This window comes from Chelatococcus sp. KU-N122, assembly GCF_055391085.1.
Map to the genome: position 1 here is coordinate 6336018 of NZ_AP043981.1, position 16365 is coordinate 6352382.

The following is a 16365-nucleotide window of genomic DNA, read 5'->3' on the forward strand; positions in this document are numbered from 1 at the left end:
CTCAATGGATGGCCAGCGCCGCCGTCTTCACGGCGGTCAGCGCGGCTTGGGTGTTCTTGAGGAGCTCGGCGGTCGGCGCCGCGAAGATGTCGAGGATGGCGTTCGGCTGGATGCCGTACCAGATGATCAGCACCACCAGCGGCACGAAGACGACGAGCTCGCGGGCATCGAGATCCTTGATCGAGCGCAGGTTGTCCTTGTCGATGACGCCGAAGATCACACGGCGGTACAGCCAGAGGCCGTAGGCCGCCGACAGGATCACGCCCGTCGCCGCGAAGAAGGCCACCCAGGTATTGGCGCGGAAGACCCCGATCAGGGTGAGCACCTCGCCGACGAAGCCCGAGGTGCCCGGCAGGCCGACGTTGGCCATGGTGAGCACCATCATCACCGTGGCGTAGAGCGGCATGCGCTGCACCAGGCCGCCGTAGGCGTCGATGCGCAGGGTGTGCATGCGGTCGTAGACCACGCCGACGGCGAGGAACAGCGCGCCCGACACCAGCCCGTGCGACACCATCTGGAACATGGCGCCCTGGATGCCCTGCTCGGTCATCGAGAAGATGCCCATGGTGACGAAGCCCATGTGCGCCACCGACGAATAGGCGATCAGCTTCTTGATGTTGTCCTGCATCAGGGCGACCAGCGAAGTGTAGATGATCGCGACCACGGACAGGGCGAAGACGAGCGGCGCGAAGTAGGCCGACGCCTCGGTAAACATCGGGATCGAGAAGCGGATGAAGCCGTAGCCGCCCATCTTCAGCAGGATGCCGGCCAGGATCACCGAGCCCGCCGTCGGCGCCTCCACGTGGGCGTCGGGAAGCCAGGTGTGCACCGGCCACATCGGCATCTTCACGGCGAACGACGCGAAGAAGGCGATCCACAGGTAGTACTGCATGTTGGCCGGGAACTTGTGGGCCAGCAGCGTCGGGATGTCGGTGGTGCCCGCCTCCCAGTACATGGCCATGATGGCCAGCAGCATCAGCACCGAGCCGAGCAGCGTGTAGAGGAAGAACTTGAAGCTCGCGTAGATGCGCCGGTCGTGGCCCCAGATGCCGATGATCAGGAACATCGGGATCAGGCCGGCCTCGAAGAACAGGTAGAACAGCACCAGGTCGAGCGAGACGAAGACGCCGATCATGGTCGCTTCCAGCACCAGGAAGGCGACGAAGTACTCCTTGACGCGCTGGCTGATCGAGACCCACGAGGCGAGGATGCAGAACGGCATCAGGAATGCCGTCAGCACCACGAAGGGCATCGAGAAGCCGTCGACGCCGAGCTTGAACAGGATCTTGTCGGTCAGCCAGGGGTGCGTCTCGACCAGCTGGAATGCCGCGCTGCCCGCGTCGAAGCGCGACCAGGCGACCATCGCCAGCAGCAAGGTGACGACCGTCGTCGCCAGCGCCGCCCAGCGCGCGTTGGACTGCACCGCGGCGTCGTCGCCGCGCAGCGTCAGGATGAAGGCCGCCCCGACCAGCGGGACCAGGATGAGGCCGGAGAGGATGCCGAACCCGAACATCAGCGTGCTCCCCCCCCGACGAGGTACCAGGTGACCAGGACCGCGACGCCGATCAGCATGGCGAAGGCGTAGTGGTAAAGGTATCCGCTCTGAAGCCGGACGGTGCGGTTGGTGACGTCGACGACGCGGGCCGAAATGCCGTCGGGTCCGAAGCCGTCGATCAGCCAGCCGTCGCCGCGCTTCCAGAAGAAGCGGCCGAGCCATTTCGCCGGCCGCACGAACAGGAAGTCGTACAGCTCGTCGAAGTACCACTTGTTGAGCAGGAAGTTGTAGGCCAGCGGCTGGCTCGCGGCGAGCTGGCGCGGCTTACTCGGATCGGAGATGTAGAACCACACCGCGATGGCCAGGCCGAGCAGCATGGCGATCGACGGGGAGAGAGCGACCCAGCCCGGCACCTCGTGCATGGCGTGCAGGATGTGGTTGTCCGGCCCGGTGAACAGCGCCCCCTTCCAGAAGGCGTCGTGGCCCTCACCGATGAAGGCGGACTTGAAGATCGCGCCGGCGAACAGCGCGCCGAAGGCGAGCACGGCGAGCGGGATCAGCATCACCAGGGGGCTCTCGTGCGGCGTGTGCGCGCCGTGGCCGTGGCCATCGTCGGCGCCATGGGCGGCGATGGCCTCGTGTCCGTGCGCGGCGGCGTCAGCCACGGCCGCGCCGTGGGCCGTCACCGCCGCGGCATCCGCATGGGCCGTGGCACGAGCCACCGCGGCATGAGCGGTATCGGCATGAGCGGCCGTTGCATGAGCGTCGTCATGGCCGTGCCCGGCGCCGCTCCACAGAGCCTTGCCTTCGAAGGTCATGAAGAACAGGCGCCACGAGTAGAACGAGGTCAGCGCCGCCGCGACCACGGTCATGATGAAGGCGAAGCCCGCCCCCGGCGTGTGCGAGGCATAGGCGGCCTCGATGATGGCGTCCTTGGAGAAGTAGCCGGCGGTGAAGGGAAATCCGGTCAGCGCCAGATTGCCGACCAGCATCATCGCCGCGGTGAAGGGGATGTACTTCCGGAGGCCGCCCATGTGCCGCATGTCCTGCTCATGGTGCATGGCGTGGATCACCGAGCCGGCGCCCAGGAACAGCAGCGCCTTGAAGAAGGCGTGGGTGAACAGATGGAAAATGCCGGCCGAATAGGCGCCGACGCCCAGCGCGACGAACATGTAGCCCAGCTGCGAGCAGGTCGAATAGGCGATGACGCGCTTGATGTCGTTCTGCACCAGGCCGATCGTCGCGGCGAAGAAGGCCGTCGTGCCGCCGATCACGGTGACGACGATGAGGGCCACGGGCGCGTACTCGAACAGCGGCGACAGCCGCGCCACCATGAACACGCCGGCCGTGACCATGGTGGCGGCGTGAATCAGCGCCGACACCGGCGTCGGGCCTTCCATGGCGTCCGGCAGCCAAGTGTGGAGCAGGAACTGGGCGGATTTGCCCATGGCGCCCATGAACAGCAGCAGGCAGGTGATGTTCATGGCGTTCCAGTCGAAGCCGATGAAGTGCACCGTCTGCTTGGCGACCGTCGCGGCCTGCGGGAAGATCTGCTCGAAGGCCACCGTCCCGAACAGCGCGAACACCATGCAGATGCCCAGGGCGAAACCGAAGTCGCCGACCCGGTTGACGACGAAAGCCTTGATCGCCGCAGCGTTGGCCGACGGCTTCTCGTACCAGAAGCCGATGAGCAGATAGCTCGCCAGGCCGACGCCTTCCCAGCCGAAGAACATCTGCACGAGGTTGTCGGCCGTCACCAGCATCAGCATGGCGAAGGTGAACAGCGACAGATAGCCGAAGAAGCGCGGCCGCGCCGGATCCTCGTGCATGTAGCCGATGGAATAGAGGTGCACGAGGAACGACACGGTGTTGACGACCACCAGCATCACCGCCGTCAGCGTGTCGATGCGGAAGGCCCAGTTCACCACCAAGTCGCCGGAGGTGATCCAGGGGGCCACCTGCACATGCGTGGTCCCCGATCCGAAGCCGACGTTGACGAGGGCGATCCAGGACAGCAGGGCGCAGACCGCGAGCAGGGAGGTCGTCACCACCTCGCTGGCGCGCGCTCCGATGAGCCGGCCGAACAGGCCTGCGATCAGGAAACCGACAAGCGGGAGGAAGACGATCGCGTGATACATGGCGGCCGTTCATGCATGTTGACGGTGGGCGGCGATCACGCGTCCGGGACGGACGGTGATCGAAGCGGCTGGTGTGGTGTGCGCCATCCGCACGCCGGGGCGCGCGTCTGGCCGGGGGCCCGCGGGCGGGCCGGTCGTCGGAAAGGCGCCGATCGCGAGGCCGCGCTCAGCCCTTCATCATGTTGATGTCCTCGACCGCGATCGAGCCGCGGTTGCGGTAGAATACGACGAGGATGGCAAGGCCGATGGCCGCCTCCGCCGCTGCGACGGTCAGCACCAGCAGCGCGAACACCTGGCCGACGATGTCGCCCATGAAGGTGGAGAAGGCGACCAGGTTGATGTTGACCGAGAGCAGGATGAGCTCGATCGACATCAGGATGACGATGACGTTCTTCCGGTTGAGGAAGATGCCGAACACGCCGAAGGTGAACAGCACGGCAGCGACGCCGAGGTAATGGCCAAGGCCGATGGTCATGGCACCGCCTCCCCTAAATGCCCTGGCGGAAGGGAACCTTCCGCACTTCGATGGCGGTCGCCGGCGTGCGGGCCACCTGCCGGGTGATGTCCTGGCGCCGCACGTTGGGCTTGTGGCGCAGCGTCAGCACGATGGCGCCGATCATCGCCACCAGCAGCACGAGCCCTGCGCCTTGGAAATAGAAGAGATAGTTGGTGTAGAGCACCCGGCCGAGCGCCGCGGTGTTGGACACCTGATCGGCGGGCGGAATCGGCGCCGTCACCGTTCGCGTCAGCTGCGGATCGATCAGGTAGGTGGTGATCACCAGCACCAGCTCCGCCAGGAAGACGATGCCGATCAGCGCGCCGACGGGCATGTATTGCAGGAAGCCCTGGCGCAGCTCGGTGAAGTCCACGTCGAGCATCATCACCACGAAGAGGAACAGCACCGCGACCGCGCCGACGTAGACCACGACGAGAATGAAGGCCAGGAACTCGGCGCCCAGGAGAATGAACAAGGCGGCGGCGTTCACGAAGGTGAGGATCAGGAACAGGACGGAATGAACCGGATTGCGTGACGCGATCACCATGAACGCGGAGGCGATCGCGACAGCCGAGAAGAGGTAGAAGAACACTGCTGCGCCGGTCATCCGTCTTCACCCTCGGCCGCCCAGCGGACGGCATGTGTGCCCCAGAACCGGCTGCCCGCCCGGGCCTGATCGGCGCCGAAGCGGACCCGCGTTCCAAGCGCGCCCTCTATACCAGCCTCGAACATCCGTCCAAGCGGAAGTCCCGGCCGTGTTGCGTTTGCGCCGCACCTGATTCGGGCGGCAGGCGATACCCGTCAGCGATAGGGCGCGTCCATCGCGATGTTGCGCGCGATCTCGCGTTCCCAGCGGTCGCCGTTCCGCAGGAGCTTTTCCTTATCGTAGTAGAGCTCCTCGCGGGTCTCGACCGCGAACTCGTAGTTCGGCCCCTCGACGATGGCGTCCACCGGGCACGCCTCCTGGCACATGCCGCAATAAATGCATTTCACCATGTCGATGTCGTAACGGGTCGTCCGCCGCGTCCCGTCGTTGCGGCGCGGCCCCGCTTCGATGGTGATCGCCTGAGCCGGGCAGATCGCCTCGCACAGCTTGCAGGCGATGCAGCGCTCCTCGCCGTTGGGATAGCGGCGCAAGGCATGCTCGCCGCGAAAACGGGGTGAAACCGGTCCCTTCTCGAAGGGATAGTTGAGCGTCGCCTTGGGCCGGAAGAAATATCGCATCGACAGCACGAAGGCCGACGCGAATTCCATCAGGAACAGCGACGATATGCTCTGTCGGAGTGACATGGTCCCTCTCCGTTCATTGATGCGCGCCGACGAGGTGGCCGAGCACGAAGCCCGAAACCGGCAGCACGACGATCGATCCCACCAGCAGCCGCCTGCGCATCAGCTCAAGCCTCCGCCGGAAATCCGCTTCATCTTCGGCCGGCCCCTCTTCGGAGCGCGCCTCCTCGATGATCCTGTCGATGACAACACGTGCGACCCCGTATTGGATCACGCCCATTGCCAGCCCGATCCCGGCGCCCGTGAGCGACGCCGGCGAAAATACGTCCATCTAGTGCGCCGGAGCGAACCCGGTCAGCTGCAGGAACGCCGCGACCAGCACCACCATGGCGAGCGACAGCGGCAGGAACACTTTCCAGCCGAGCCGCATCAGCTGATCGTAGCGGTAGCGGGGCACCATCGCCTTGGCCATGGCGATGATGAAGAACATCAGCGTCAGCTTCAGCAGGAACCAGATGACGCCTGGGATCCAGGTGAACGGCGGCACCGCGATCGGCGGCGACCAGCCGCCCAGGAACAGGATGGTGCCGAGCGCGCACATCGTCAGGATGGCGATGTACTCGCCAAGCATGAACAGCAGGTAGGGGGTCGACGAATACTCGACCATGAAGCCGGCGACGAGCTCCGACTCCGCCTCCACCAGGTCGAACGGCGGGCGGTTGGTCTCGGCCAGCGCCGAAATGACGAAGACGACGAACATCGGCAGCAGCGGCCAGATGTACCAGTTGAGGAACGTCAGCCACGGCAGGCCGATCAGCGAGGCCAGCCCGCGGGTCTCCTGGGCGTGCACCACCTGGGTCAGGTTCAGGGTGCCGGCGCACAGCAGCACGGTGATGATGACGAAGCCGATCGAGACCTCGTAGCTCACCATCTGCGCGGTCGACCTGAGCGCCGCCAGGAACGGATACTTGGAGTTGGAGGCCCAGCCGGCCATGATCGTGCCGTAGACCATGAGCGAGGAGATGGCGAAGATGTAAAGCGTGCTGACGTTGATGTCGGCCACCGCCCAGCCGTGCGCCGCGGGGATGACGGCCCAGGCGGATAGCGCCAGCACGCCGGTGATCAGCGGCGCCAGCAGGAACAGCGTCTTGTTGGCGCCGGCCGGGATGATCGGCTCCTTCAGCACGAACTTGAGCAGGTCGGCGAACGATTGCAGCAGGCCGAAGGCGCCGACGACGTTGGGGCCGCGGCGGAGCTGGACCGCCGCCCAGATCTTGCGGTCGGCGAGCAGGTAGTAGGCGGTCAGCAGCAGCAGCACGACCAGCAGCACCACGCTTTGCAGCGCAATCAGCAGGACGTTGAGAAGGCCGTTCCAGAAATCCATGGGATTGCCTCCTACTCCGCTGCCAGCGGGAGGTCCCCGCGTGCCAGGGCCGAGCACTCCGCCATGATGGCCGATGCGCGGGCGATCGGGTTGGTCAGATAGAAATCGTGGATCGAGCTGGCCAAGGGCTGGGCGTCGGAGATGCCCGCGTAATCCGTCAGCGCGGTCAGGGCCGACAACGCCGAGAGGTCGAGCGGCTCGGCCGGGGCGATCTCGTCCAGGCCGGCGAAATGCGGCTTCGCCTGGATCAGCTGGCGCCGCAGCGCCGCCAGATCGTCGAACGGCAGGCGGTGGCCGAGCTGCTCCGACAGGGCCCGCAGGATAGCCCAGTCCTCGCGGGCGTCGCCCGGCGGGAAGGTGGCGCGGTCGGCGCGCTGCACGCGGCCCTCGGTGTTGACGAAGAGGCCGGACTTCTCGGGATAGGCGGCCCCTGGCAGGATGACGTCCGCCCGGTGCGCACCGCGATCGCCATGCGTGCCCTGGTAGACGACGAAGGCGCCCGGAGCGACCTCGATCTCGTCGGCGCCAAGCAGGAACAGCACGTCGAGGGCGCCCGCCGCCGCCATGGCGCGGGCGTCGAGCCCGCCCTCCCCGGGAACGAGGCCGATATCGAGCCCGCCCACCCGGGCCGCCGCCGTATGCAGGATCGCCAGTCCGTTCCAGTCGTCCTTCACGGCGCCCGTCGCCTGCGCCAGCTTGGCGACGAGGCCCAGGATCGTCGCACCGTCGGGCCGGCTGAGCGCGCCCTGCCCGACGATGATCAGCGGCCGCTCGGCCTTGCTCAGGACCTCGGCAAAACTGTGCGCGCCGTTCACCAGGTCGAGCAGCGTGTGCGCGCCGGCGCCGAGGCGTTCGGCCCGATAGGTGAGATCCATCGCCTCACCGACATAGGCGACCGGCAGGCCGCCCGTGAGGCGCCAGCGCTTGCGGATGCGCGCGTTGAGGACGGGCGCCTCCCGGCGCGGATTGCTGCCGACGATCAGGATGGCATCCGCGTTCTCGATGCCGACGATCGTCGGGTTGAAGAGGTAGCTGGCGCGCCCGAGATGGGGATGCAGCACCGTTCCGTCCTGGCGGCAGTCGACGTTGGGCGAGCCCAGCGCCTCCATCAGCAGCTTGAGCGCGAACATCTCCTCGACGGCGACGAGGTCGCCGGCGATGGCGCCGATGCGATGCGGCGCGGCGGTCTTGACCTTGGCGGCGATGCGCCCGAACGCCTCGCCCCAGGTCGCCGGCCGAAGCCGGCCGCCGTCACGCAGGTACGGCCGGTCGAGACGCTGGGTCTTGAGGCCATCCCAGACGAAGCGCGTCTTGTCGGAGATCCACTCCTCGTTCACGTCGTCGTTGATGACCGGCAGGATGCGCATCACCTCGCGGCCACGCGCATCGATGCGGATCGAGGAGCCGACCGCGTCCATGACGTCGACGGATTCGGTCTTTGCGAGCTCCCACGGCCGCGCCTTGAAGGCATAGGGCTTGGAGGTGAGCGCGCCCACGGGGCAGAGGTCGATCACGTTCGCCTGCAGCTCGGACGCCATGGCGTGCTCGAGATAGGTCGTGATCTCCATGTCCTCGCCGCGGCCGATGGCTCCCAGATCACCGACGCCCGCGACTTCCGAGGTGAAGCGCACGCAGCGGGTGCAGTGGATGCACCGGTTCATCGACGTCTTCACGAGCGGGCCGATGTACTTGTCCTCGACCGCCCGCTTGTTCTCGTGGAAGCGCGAGGTGTCGACGCCGTAGGCCATGGCCTGGTCCTGCAGATCGCACTCGCCGCCCTGATCGCAGATCGGGCAATCCAGCGGGTGGTTGATGAGCAGGAACTCCATCACGCCCTCGCGGGCCTTCTTGACCATGGGCGACTTGGTGAACACTTCAGGCGGCTCGCCGTTCGGCCCGGGGCGCAGATCCCGCACGCCCATGGCGCACGAGGCCACGGGCTTGGGCGGGCCGCCCTTCACCTCGACCAGGCACATGCGGCAATTGCCGGCGATCGACAGGCGCTCGTGGAAGCAGAAGCGCGGAATCTCGGCGCCGGCGGCCTCGCACGCCTGCAGCAGCGTGTGCTCTGCCGGAACCTCGATCTCTTTGCCGTCGACGATGAGCTTTGGCATCTCGCTGAACCTCAGGCGACGTTCGGCTGCAGGCTGGGGACACCGAAGCGCAGCAGATTGCCGTCCGGGTCCCATACATAGAATTCGCGCATGCCCCACTCCTTGTCGGCCAGGGGCGAGATCCGGCCGCCCTCGGCCGCGCCCGCGAACGACGCGTGCAGCGCCTCGAGGTCGTCGGTCCGGAAGTAGGCGGACGTGTTCTCCGCGATCTTGCGATCCGCGCACGGCCACAGGTGAATCTCGATGCCGTCGCGCGCCAGGACGGCGTAGTCGGGCCGCTCGAGCTGCACCTTGAAGTGCAGCTTGTCACTGTACCAGCGGGCCGACGCGGGGATGTCGGCCGAGGCGAACAGCGGATGGGCGGCGAAGATCTCGGCCATGGCCTACTCCGCCGCCATCAGTACGGGATCGCTGTGCGGGTTCGCAGCATAATTGTCGATGCGCCGCTCGATCTCGCCGCGGAAGTGACGGATCAGGCCCTGGATCGGCCAGGCCGCCGCGTCGCCGAGGGCGCAGATGGTGTGGCCCTCGATCTGCTTGGTCACGTCGAGCAGCATGTCGATCTCGCGCTTCTGGGCGCGGCCCTCGGCCATGCGGCTGATGACCCGCCACATCCAGCCGGTGCCCTCCCGGCACGGCGTGCACTGGCCGCAGCTCTCATGCTTGTAGAAGTACGACAGCCGGGCGATGGCGCGCACGATGTCGGTCGACTTGTCCATGACGATGACAGCTGCCGTGCCCAGGCCGCTTTTCATGTTGCGCAGCGTGTCGAAGTCCATCACGCAGTCGATGATGTCCGCCGCCGGCACCAGCGGCACCGACGAGCCGCCGGGAATGACGGCGAGCAGGTTGTCCCAGCCGCCGCGGATGCCGCCGCAATGGCGGTCGATCAGCTCGCGGAAGGTGATGCCCATCGCCTCTTCCACGTTGCAGGGCTTGTTCACGTGGCCCGAGACGCAGAAGAGCTTGGTGCCCGTGTTGTTGGGCGTGCCGATGCCGGCAAACCAGGCGCCGCCGCGGCGCAGGATGGTGCCGGCAACCGCGATCGACTCGACGTTGTTGACCGTCGTCGGGCAGCCGTAGAGGCCCATGTTGGCAGGGAACGGCGGCTTCAGCCGCGGCATGCCCTTCTTGCCCTCGAGGCTCTCGAGCAGCGCCGTCTCCTCGCCGCAGATGTAGGCGCCGGCCCCGTGATGGACATAGAAATCAAACGGATAGCCGTGGATGTTATTAGGTCCGATGAGGTTCGCGGCATAGGCCTCGTCGACGGCCGCCTGCAGCGCCTCGCGTTCGGCGATGAATTCGCCGCGAATGTAGATGTAGGCGGCGTGGGCGCCCATGCCGCAGCAGGCGAGCATCGCCCCTTCGATCAGCAGATGCGGATCGTGGCGCAGGATCTCGCGGTCCTTGCAGGTGCCCGGCTCGGACTCGTCGCCGTTGATGACCAGGTAGCTCGGCCGCCCGTCCGACTTCTTGGGCATGAACGACCATTTGAGCCCCGTCGGGAAGCCGGCGCCGCCACGCCCGCGCAGGCCCGACTTCTTCATCTCGTCGGTGATCCAGTCGCGGCCCATGTCGAGCAGGAACTTGGTGCCGTCCCAGGCACCACGCTTGCGCGCCTCCGTCAGGCCCGGCGAATGCAGCCCGTAGAGATTGGTGAAGATGCGGTCCTTGTCGGAAAGCATGGCCATCACCCCTTCGGCTTGTCGCCAATGTCGTTTTGCGGCCGCCAGCCGGTGGCGAGCTTCTTCGCCTGCTCGACCCACTGCTCCCGCACGGCCCGCCCCTTGAACGCCTCCAGGTGCTGGTCCACCCAGTGCAGGTTCGGCTCCGTCCACACCGCGATCTGGTCGAAATGGAAGACGCCCAGCCGGTGCAGCATCGCCTCGAGCTTCGGTCCGACGCCCCAGATCAGCTTGAGGTCATCAGGGCCGTCGCCGCGGGGCTCGTCCAGCAGCTCGGGCTTGTGCTCGTCCGAGACCAGCGCGCCCGGCAGCGGGGCCGTGGCGCCGCCGACGAAGGCCGGCTGCCAATGGGACACGCCGGCGGGCGACCATAGCGTGGTCCGCGCCGATGCGTCCGCCGCCGGCCGACCCGCAGTCCCCTGCGGTGACGCAAAAGCCTCACCGGCGATGTGCTCGCCGCCGGCGGACGACAGTCGCATCGCCGGCCCGGTGAACTCGGGCTCCCAGTTGACGTAGGCGACCGCCCGCGTCGCCGTCGACCTGGCAGGCTCGGCCGCGCCCGACCCGGCCGGAACCTGGCTTACTGCGGGAGCGGCTGCGGCGCCCACGCCGGATGATGGCGCCGGCGATGCCGCAGCCGTGGTGGCAGGCGCGGCAGCGGGCACGGCCCGGCTGGAGCCCGGCTGGCCGGCGGGCCCCGACGGGATGCCGGCAACACCCAGCGCCTGCTGGGCCGTGCCGGCGGCCGAAGGTTGAACAGGCGTCGGCGATGCCGCAGCGGCTGATGCCGTCGCGCCCGTCGCCGCGGCATCGGCCGTTGCCGCGGCGCTGGATGATGACGTCGGAGCGGCGGATGCCGATGCGGCGCTCGCAGCCCCTGTCGACGGCGCGGCCTGCGCGCTTGCCGAACCGCTTTGCGCGGGTGCCGGGGTGGCGCCCGACGCGCCGGCGTTGGCCGCGGCTCCGGACGGGACAGCGGTGGTCGCCGCCGAAGGGCTCGTGCCGCCGGCGGGCGGCGCTGAGGTCGAGGCGGAGTCGACTGGTGCCGACGCCGCCGAAGCGGCGGCCGACGAGCTCACGCTTGCCGCTGCCGAGGACGGCGTGGCTTGAGCGGCCGCAATGCCGGTCGGGGATGGCGCAGCGGCTGCCGTGCCGGCGGTTCCGTCGCCCCCTGCGGCTGCGCCGCTCTGGGACGGCGCGGTCTGGCCGGCCGCGGGCGCGGCCGGGGAGGCTGCGGCACCGCTTGTGCCGGGCGCGCCGGCACGGGCGCGCTCCTGCTGGTCCGGCGGGGTTGCCGCCGACGCCGCTTGCGCAGCGGCCGGCGCCGTTGGCGACCGGCCCTCGGCCACGCGCGCCGCCGGCGAATCGGACGCCTTCTGTTCGGGACGGGTGCTTCCCGGCTTAGCCGGCTCCGGCGTCTGCGCTGCAGCTGCGGCCGCCGGAGCAGTGGCGGCGGGCTGGGCAGCGGCCGGCGCAGGCGTCGCTGCCGACTGCGCCTTGGCGGCATCGGCCTGAGCGGCGGCCGCAGCTGCCGCGGCGTCGGCCTTGGCCTTCTCCTCCTGCTCGAACCGGGCGCGCCAGGCGCCGACGACCGAGCCGTCGTAGAGCGTGCTGTCGGTCAGCGTGGTGATCGCGCCCTCGGGCTCCGACGATACGCGGCCGTTTTGCGGCCCGATCTTCACCGGCCGTCCCGCCGCCAGGTCATCCAGCAGCTTGTTCAGCGATTCGGGTGTGAGATCCTCGTAAAAATCGTCGTTGATCTGCACCATCGGCGCATTGCAGCAGGCGCCCAGGCACTCGACCTCGGCCCAGGAAAAGTTGCCGTCGGCCGAGACGGTCTTTTCCGGGCCAATGCGGGCGATCAGCTGCTTCCTCAGCTCCTGCGCGCCGCGCAGCATGCAAGGCGTGGTGCCGCAGAGCTGGACGAAATGGCGCCCGACCGGCGCCAGGTTGAACATCGTGTAGAACGTCGCGATCTCGAGTACGCGGATATAGGCCATGCCGAGCACCTCGGCGACGTGCTCGATGGCCTTCTGCGGCACCCAGCCGCCAGCCTGGTGCTGGGCACGCCACAGCAACGGGATCACCGCCGAAGCCTGCCGGCCGTCGGGATATTTGGCGATCTGGCTGCCGGCCCAAACGGCGTTCTCGGCCGAGAAGGCGAAGCTCGGCGGCTGAATTTCGGTAGGAGCTAGTCGACGAACCGACATGGCCTATGCTCGTCCCTTGCGCATGCGGACACGGGCAGTCACCGGTCCACCTCTCCGAACACGATGTCGAGCGAGCCCAGGATCGCCGACACGTCGGCGAGCATGTGGCCCTTGCACATGTAATCCATGGCCTGCAGGTGGGCGAAGCCCGGTGCGCGGATCTTGCAGCGGTAGGGGGAGTTGGTCCCATCCGACACGAGATACACGCCGAACTCGCCCTTGGGCGCCTCGACGGCGGCATACACCTCGCCTTCCGGCACGTGGTAGCCTTCGGTGTAGAGCTTGAAGTGATGGATCAGCGATTCCATCGAGCGCTTCATCTGGCTGCGATGGGGCGGCACGACCTTGTTGTCGGGTGTGGAGACGGGCCCCTGCCCGTCCGCCGCGCGCAGCTTCTCCAGGCACTGCTTCATGATGCGGACCGATTGGCGCATCTCTTCCATGCGCACGCAGTAGCGGTCATAGCAGTCGCCGTTCTTGCCGACCGGAATGTCGAACTCGAACTCCTCATAGCACTCGTAGGGCTGCGCCTTGCGCAGATCCCACGCGGCGCCCGATGCGCGCACCATGACGCCGGAGAAGCCCCACGCCCAGCATTCGTCCAGCGTCATCGTCGAGATGTCGACGGTGCGCTGCTTGAAGATGCGGTTGCCGGTCACCAGGCGGTCGAGGTCGTCGCAGACCTTGAGGAACGGATCGCAGAAGTCCCAGATGTCGTCGATGAGCTTGGGCGGCAGATCCTGGTGCACGCCGCCGGGCCGGAAGTAATTGGCGTGCATGCGCGCGCCGGAGGCGCGCTCGTAGAACACCATCAGCTTCTCGCGCTCCTCGAAGCCCCACAGCGGCGGGGTGAGCGCGCCCACGTCCATGGCGAAGGTGGTGACGTTGAGCAGGTGCGACAGCAGCCGGCCGATCTCGGCGTAGAGCACGCGGATCAGCTGGCCGCGGCGGGGCACCTCGATGCCGAGCAGCTTCTCCACTGCCAGAGAGAAGGCGTGCTCCTGATTCATCGGCGCGACATAGTCGAGCCGGTCGAAGTAGGGCACGGCCTGGGCGTAGGTCTTGTACTCGATCAGCTTTTCGGTGCCGCGGTGCAGCAGGCCGATATGCGGGTCGACCCGCTCGACCACCTCGCCGTCGAGCTCCAGCACCAGGCGCAGCACGCCGTGCGCCGCCGGATGCTGTGGGCCGAAGTTGATCGAGAAGTTGCGGAGCTGATGTTCTGCCATCAACTGCGTCCTTGCGGCGGCGAGAGCCGAGTGGCGAGTGGCGAATAGAGGCCGGCGTCGACGATCATGGCGCGCCCGCTAGCTCTTGGCGGCCGCCTTCTCGTCGCCCGGCAGCACGTAGTCGGTGCCCTCCCAGGGAGACAAGAAGTCGAAGCGGCGGAACTCCTGCCGCAAGACCACGGGTTCGTAGACCACGCGCTTCTGCTCGTCGTCGTAGCGCACCTCGACGAAGCCGGTCAGCGGGAAATCCTTGCGCAGCGGATGGCCTTCGAAGCCGTAGTCGGTCAGGATGCGGCGCAGGTCCGGATGGCCCGAGAACACGATGCCGTAGAGGTCGTAGGCCTCCCGTTCGAACCAGTCGGCCGCCGGATGCAGCGCGGAAATGGACGGTACCGGTGTCGCCTCGTCGGTCTGGACCTTGATTCGCACGCGCCGGTTGTGCTTTGGCGACAGCAGGTGATAGACGACGTCGAAGCGCTTCTCGCGCTCGAGATAGTCGACCCCGCAGATGTCGATCAGACAGATGAACGCGTGCGTCGGGTCGTCCCGCAGGTGCGCGATGAGCGGGACGATCTGCGACGGCGTCGCCTGGAGCGAGAGCTGATCGAACGCGACCTCGCTGCCGGCAACCAGATTGGGACACGCGGCGACAATCTGCTCGCCGTATGCGGCCAGGTCGACACTTGCCTCTGCCATCATCCGTCCCTTCGCGCCGTGGAGGTGCCGTCCGCGATCGGACGGTGCCTCGTAGGCATCTCACCATGCGGGGCGGGACCACCTGTCCCGCCGCCCGTCATCAGTCGGGCGGACTGCTCCGCCCTCGGCCACGATCCCGCACCGATGCTGTCGTGCTCAGCGCTCGATAGTGCCGGTGCGACGAATCTTCTTCTGGAGAAGGAGCACGCCGTAGAGCAGCGCCTCGGCCGTGGGCGGACAGCCCGGGACGTAGATGTCGACCGGAACGACCCGGTCACAGCCGCGAACGACCGAATAGGAATAGTGGTAGTAGCCGCCGCCGTTGGCGCACGAGCCCATGGAGATGACGTACCTGGGCTCCGGCATCTGGTCATAGACCTTGCGCAGAGCCGGGGCCATCTTGTTGCACAGCGTGCCGGCGACGATCATGACGTCCGACTGCCGCGGGCTGGCGCGCGGCGCGAAGCCGAAGCGCTCCACGTCGTAGCGCGGCATCGACACCTGCATCATCTCGACAGCGCAGCAGGCCAGCCCAAACGTCATCCACATGAGCGAGCCGGTGCGCGCCCATTGGATCAGGTCGTCCGTCGCCGTGACCAGGAAGCCCTTGTCGGCCAGCTCGTCGTTGAGGCCGGTGAAGAACGGATCATTGGCGCCGACCGGCTTGCCGGTGCCTGGATCGATGATCCCCTTCGGCGCCGGCGCGACGACCGGCGTGCGGTTCTCGATCAATCCCATTCAAGCGCTCCCTTCCGCCACTCATAGACGAAGCCCACGGTCAGCACGGCCAGGAAAGCCATCATCGACCAGAACCCGAACACCCCCACTTCCTTGAAGGCCGTAGCCCACGGGAACAGGAAGGCGACTTCGAGATCGAAAATGATGAACAGAATGGCAACGAGGTAGAACCGAATATCGAACTTCATGCGCGCATCATCGAACGCGTTGAACCCGCATTCGTAGGCGGAGAGCTTCTCCGCGTCGGGCTGCGAATAGGCCACGACGAAGGGCGCGATGAGCAGGGCCAGCCCGATGACCAGGGACACGCCGATGAAGATCAGGAGGGGTAGGTAGTCGGCGAGCAAATCGTGCATCCGTCACCCCTTCCAACACGCCTGCGATCAGGCCGTTCGGTGATAACCGGTCCGCATGAAGACCCGATGGCGGCCGCAAAATTCGGCGCCAGCGCGTCCCCACCTTGGAACAGTTCGCACCTGCGAAGGCACGCTTATCCCAGGGTTCCCGAGGGCGCAAGTGGCTCCCCCGGAAGCGGCTTCCCGCCCCGCACCATCGACGCTGCCCCCCTCATCGAAGGCGCCGCCGTGTTGTCGTCGTGGCCGGCCGCCGTCGTGCACCGGTGCGTAGCGGCCGTTTGCCGTGCCTGGCAAGCGACCGAGCGCCGCAGGCTCGACAATTGCGGAAAATGACCGGCGCACGTCGCGGCCGCCTCCTTGTGGGCGGCGATTCTGCGCCCACGGGCGTGCCCCCACCCTGCTCCCGAGCCGAATTTCGAGCCGCTTGTTGAGGCCCCTGCTCGTCGTGTCGAACACCGCTTGACACGGACGGAACGCCCCCTTAAACGCACTGGCTCCCACGGGGCCTCGGCCCACTCGGGGGTGTAGCTCAGTTGGTTAGAGCGCCGGCCTGTCACGCCGGAGGTCGCGGGTTCGAGCCCCGTCACTCCCGCCATA

At 67.3% G+C, this 16365-nt stretch carries 14 protein-coding genes, 1 tRNA gene and 1 pseudogene; 1 reads left to right on the forward strand and 15 read right to left on the reverse strand.

What is annotated here, in order from left to right; genetic code table 11:
- Position 1: 1 nt before the first annotated feature.
- The 15 genes and pseudogenes from ACZ5PO_RS28800 to ACZ5PO_RS28870 all read right to left on the reverse strand — a co-directional run bounded on the left by ACZ5PO_RS28800 (position 2) and on the right by ACZ5PO_RS28870 (position 15768).
- Positions 2-1513, reverse strand: coding sequence for an NADH-quinone oxidoreductase subunit M (locus tag ACZ5PO_RS28800; protein ID WP_464185629.1), 1512 nt, complete (start codon positions 1511-1513; stop codon positions 2-4).
- Positions 1513-3633 carry an NADH-quinone oxidoreductase subunit L gene (gene nuoL, locus ACZ5PO_RS28805; protein ID WP_464185630.1) on the reverse strand — a complete coding sequence of 707 codons (2121 nt, stop codon included), beginning with the start codon at positions 3631-3633 and terminating at the stop codon, positions 1513-1515. The genes ACZ5PO_RS28800 and nuoL overlap by 1 nt, the downstream gene beginning before the upstream one ends.
- A gap of 166 nt (positions 3634-3799) precedes the next feature.
- Positions 3800-4108 carry an NADH-quinone oxidoreductase subunit NuoK gene (nuoK, locus tag ACZ5PO_RS28810; protein WP_464185631.1) on the reverse strand — a complete coding sequence of 103 codons (309 nt, stop codon included), beginning with the start codon at positions 4106-4108 and terminating at the stop codon, positions 3800-3802.
- A 13-nt stretch (positions 4109-4121) separates the two neighbouring features.
- Entirely contained in the window at positions 4122-4736 is a 615-nt protein-coding gene (locus tag ACZ5PO_RS28815) for an NADH-quinone oxidoreductase subunit J (protein WP_464185633.1), read from the reverse strand.
- A gap of 194 nt (positions 4737-4930) precedes the next feature.
- Positions 4931-5419 (reverse strand): NADH-quinone oxidoreductase subunit NuoI, encoded by a 489-nt coding sequence (gene nuoI, locus ACZ5PO_RS28820; protein ID WP_464185634.1) that lies wholly within the window; start codon positions 5417-5419, stop codon positions 4931-4933.
- A 13-nt stretch (positions 5420-5432) separates the two neighbouring features.
- On the reverse strand, positions 5433-5687 hold the full coding sequence (locus ACZ5PO_RS28825; RefSeq protein ID WP_464185635.1) for a hypothetical protein: 255 nt from the start codon (positions 5685-5687) through the stop codon (positions 5433-5435).
- Positions 5688-6740 (reverse strand): NADH-quinone oxidoreductase subunit NuoH, encoded by a 1053-nt coding sequence (nuoH, locus tag ACZ5PO_RS28830; protein WP_464185637.1) that lies wholly within the window; start codon positions 6738-6740, stop codon positions 5688-5690.
- Between the two features lie 11 nt (positions 6741-6751).
- Positions 6752-8854, reverse strand: coding sequence for an NADH-quinone oxidoreductase subunit NuoG (gene nuoG, locus ACZ5PO_RS28835; RefSeq protein WP_464185639.1), 2103 nt, complete (start codon positions 8852-8854; stop codon positions 6752-6754).
- An 11-nt stretch (positions 8855-8865) separates the two neighbouring features.
- Positions 8866-9234, reverse strand: a complete 369-nt coding sequence (locus ACZ5PO_RS28840; protein ID WP_464185640.1) for a bleomycin resistance protein — start codon at positions 9232-9234, stop codon at positions 8866-8868.
- A gap of 3 nt (positions 9235-9237) precedes the next feature.
- Complete coding sequence (gene nuoF / locus ACZ5PO_RS28845) at positions 9238-10539, reverse strand: NADH-quinone oxidoreductase subunit NuoF (RefSeq protein ID WP_464197090.1); 1302 nt, start codon at positions 10537-10539, stop codon at positions 9238-9240.
- 1334 nt (positions 10540-11873) lie between these two features.
- Positions 11874-12749, reverse strand: a pseudogene (gene nuoE / locus ACZ5PO_RS28850) (NADH-quinone oxidoreductase subunit NuoE); the annotation flags it as partial.
- Positions 12750-12787: 38 nt separating this feature from the next.
- Positions 12788-13978 carry an NADH-quinone oxidoreductase subunit D gene (locus tag ACZ5PO_RS28855; protein ID WP_464185643.1) on the reverse strand — a complete coding sequence of 397 codons (1191 nt, stop codon included), beginning with the start codon at positions 13976-13978 and terminating at the stop codon, positions 12788-12790.
- Positions 13979-14056: 78 nt separating this feature from the next.
- Positions 14057-14674: an NADH-quinone oxidoreductase subunit C gene (locus tag ACZ5PO_RS28860; RefSeq protein WP_464185644.1), complete on the reverse strand. Its 618-nt coding sequence runs from the start codon at positions 14672-14674 to the stop codon at positions 14057-14059.
- Positions 14675-14830: 156 nt separating this feature from the next.
- Positions 14831-15412 carry a NuoB/complex I 20 kDa subunit family protein gene (locus ACZ5PO_RS28865; protein WP_464185646.1) on the reverse strand — a complete coding sequence of 194 codons (582 nt, stop codon included), beginning with the start codon at positions 15410-15412 and terminating at the stop codon, positions 14831-14833.
- Positions 15403-15768: an NADH-quinone oxidoreductase subunit A gene (locus ACZ5PO_RS28870; RefSeq protein ID WP_464185647.1), complete on the reverse strand. Its 366-nt coding sequence runs from the start codon at positions 15766-15768 to the stop codon at positions 15403-15405. Before ACZ5PO_RS28870 ends, ACZ5PO_RS28865 begins: the two co-directional genes overlap by 10 nt.
- Positions 15769-16286: 518 nt before the next feature.
- Between ACZ5PO_RS28870 and ACZ5PO_RS28875 the strand changes: the two genes are divergently transcribed.
- A tRNA-Asp gene (locus ACZ5PO_RS28875) sits at positions 16287-16363 on the forward strand.
- Positions 16364-16365 lie beyond the last annotated feature (2 nt).

What these genes read in the sequence shown, in the direction of transcription:
- nuoL (WP_464185630.1), bottom strand. Translation starts at nt 3,633, where the DNA reads ATGTATCACGCGATCGTCTTCCTCCCGCTTGTCGGTTTCCTGATCGCA.
- ACZ5PO_RS28860 (WP_464185644.1), bottom strand. Translation starts at nt 14,674, where the DNA reads ATGGCAGAGGCAAGTGTCGACCTGGCCGCATACGGCGAGCAGATTGTC.
- ACZ5PO_RS28855 (WP_464185643.1), bottom strand. Translation starts at nt 13,978, where the DNA reads ATGGCAGAACATCAGCTCCGCAACTTCTCGATCAACTTCGGCCCACAG.
- nuoF (WP_464197090.1), bottom strand. Translation starts at nt 10,539, where the DNA reads ATGCTTTCCGACAAGGACCGCATCTTCACCAATCTCTACGGGCTGCAT.
- ACZ5PO_RS28815 (WP_464185633.1), bottom strand. Translation starts at nt 4,736, where the DNA reads ATGACCGGCGCAGCAGTGTTCTTCTACCTCTTCTCGGCTGTCGCGATC.
- nuoK (WP_464185631.1), bottom strand. Translation starts at nt 4,108, where the DNA reads ATGACCATCGGCCTTGGCCATTACCTCGGCGTCGCTGCCGTGCTGTTC.
- ACZ5PO_RS28865 (WP_464185646.1), bottom strand. Translation starts at nt 15,412, where the DNA reads ATGGGATTGATCGAGAACCGCACGCCGGTCGTCGCGCCGGCGCCGAAG.
- nuoH (WP_464185637.1), bottom strand. Translation starts at nt 6,740, where the DNA reads ATGGATTTCTGGAACGGCCTTCTCAACGTCCTGCTGATTGCGCTGCAA.
- ACZ5PO_RS28825 (WP_464185635.1), bottom strand. Translation starts at nt 5,687, where the DNA reads ATGGACGTATTTTCGCCGGCGTCGCTCACGGGCGCCGGGATCGGGCTG.
- nuoI (WP_464185634.1), bottom strand. Translation starts at nt 5,419, where the DNA reads ATGTCACTCCGACAGAGCATATCGTCGCTGTTCCTGATGGAATTCGCG.
- ACZ5PO_RS28840 (WP_464185640.1), bottom strand. Translation starts at nt 9,234, where the DNA reads ATGGCCGAGATCTTCGCCGCCCATCCGCTGTTCGCCTCGGCCGACATC.
- ACZ5PO_RS28870 (WP_464185647.1), bottom strand. Translation starts at nt 15,768, where the DNA reads ATGCACGATTTGCTCGCCGACTACCTACCCCTCCTGATCTTCATCGGC.
- ACZ5PO_RS28800 (WP_464185629.1), bottom strand. Translation starts at nt 1,513, where the DNA reads ATGTTCGGGTTCGGCATCCTCTCCGGCCTCATCCTGGTCCCGCTGGTC.
- nuoG (WP_464185639.1), bottom strand. Translation starts at nt 8,854, where the DNA reads ATGCCAAAGCTCATCGTCGACGGCAAAGAGATCGAGGTTCCGGCAGAG.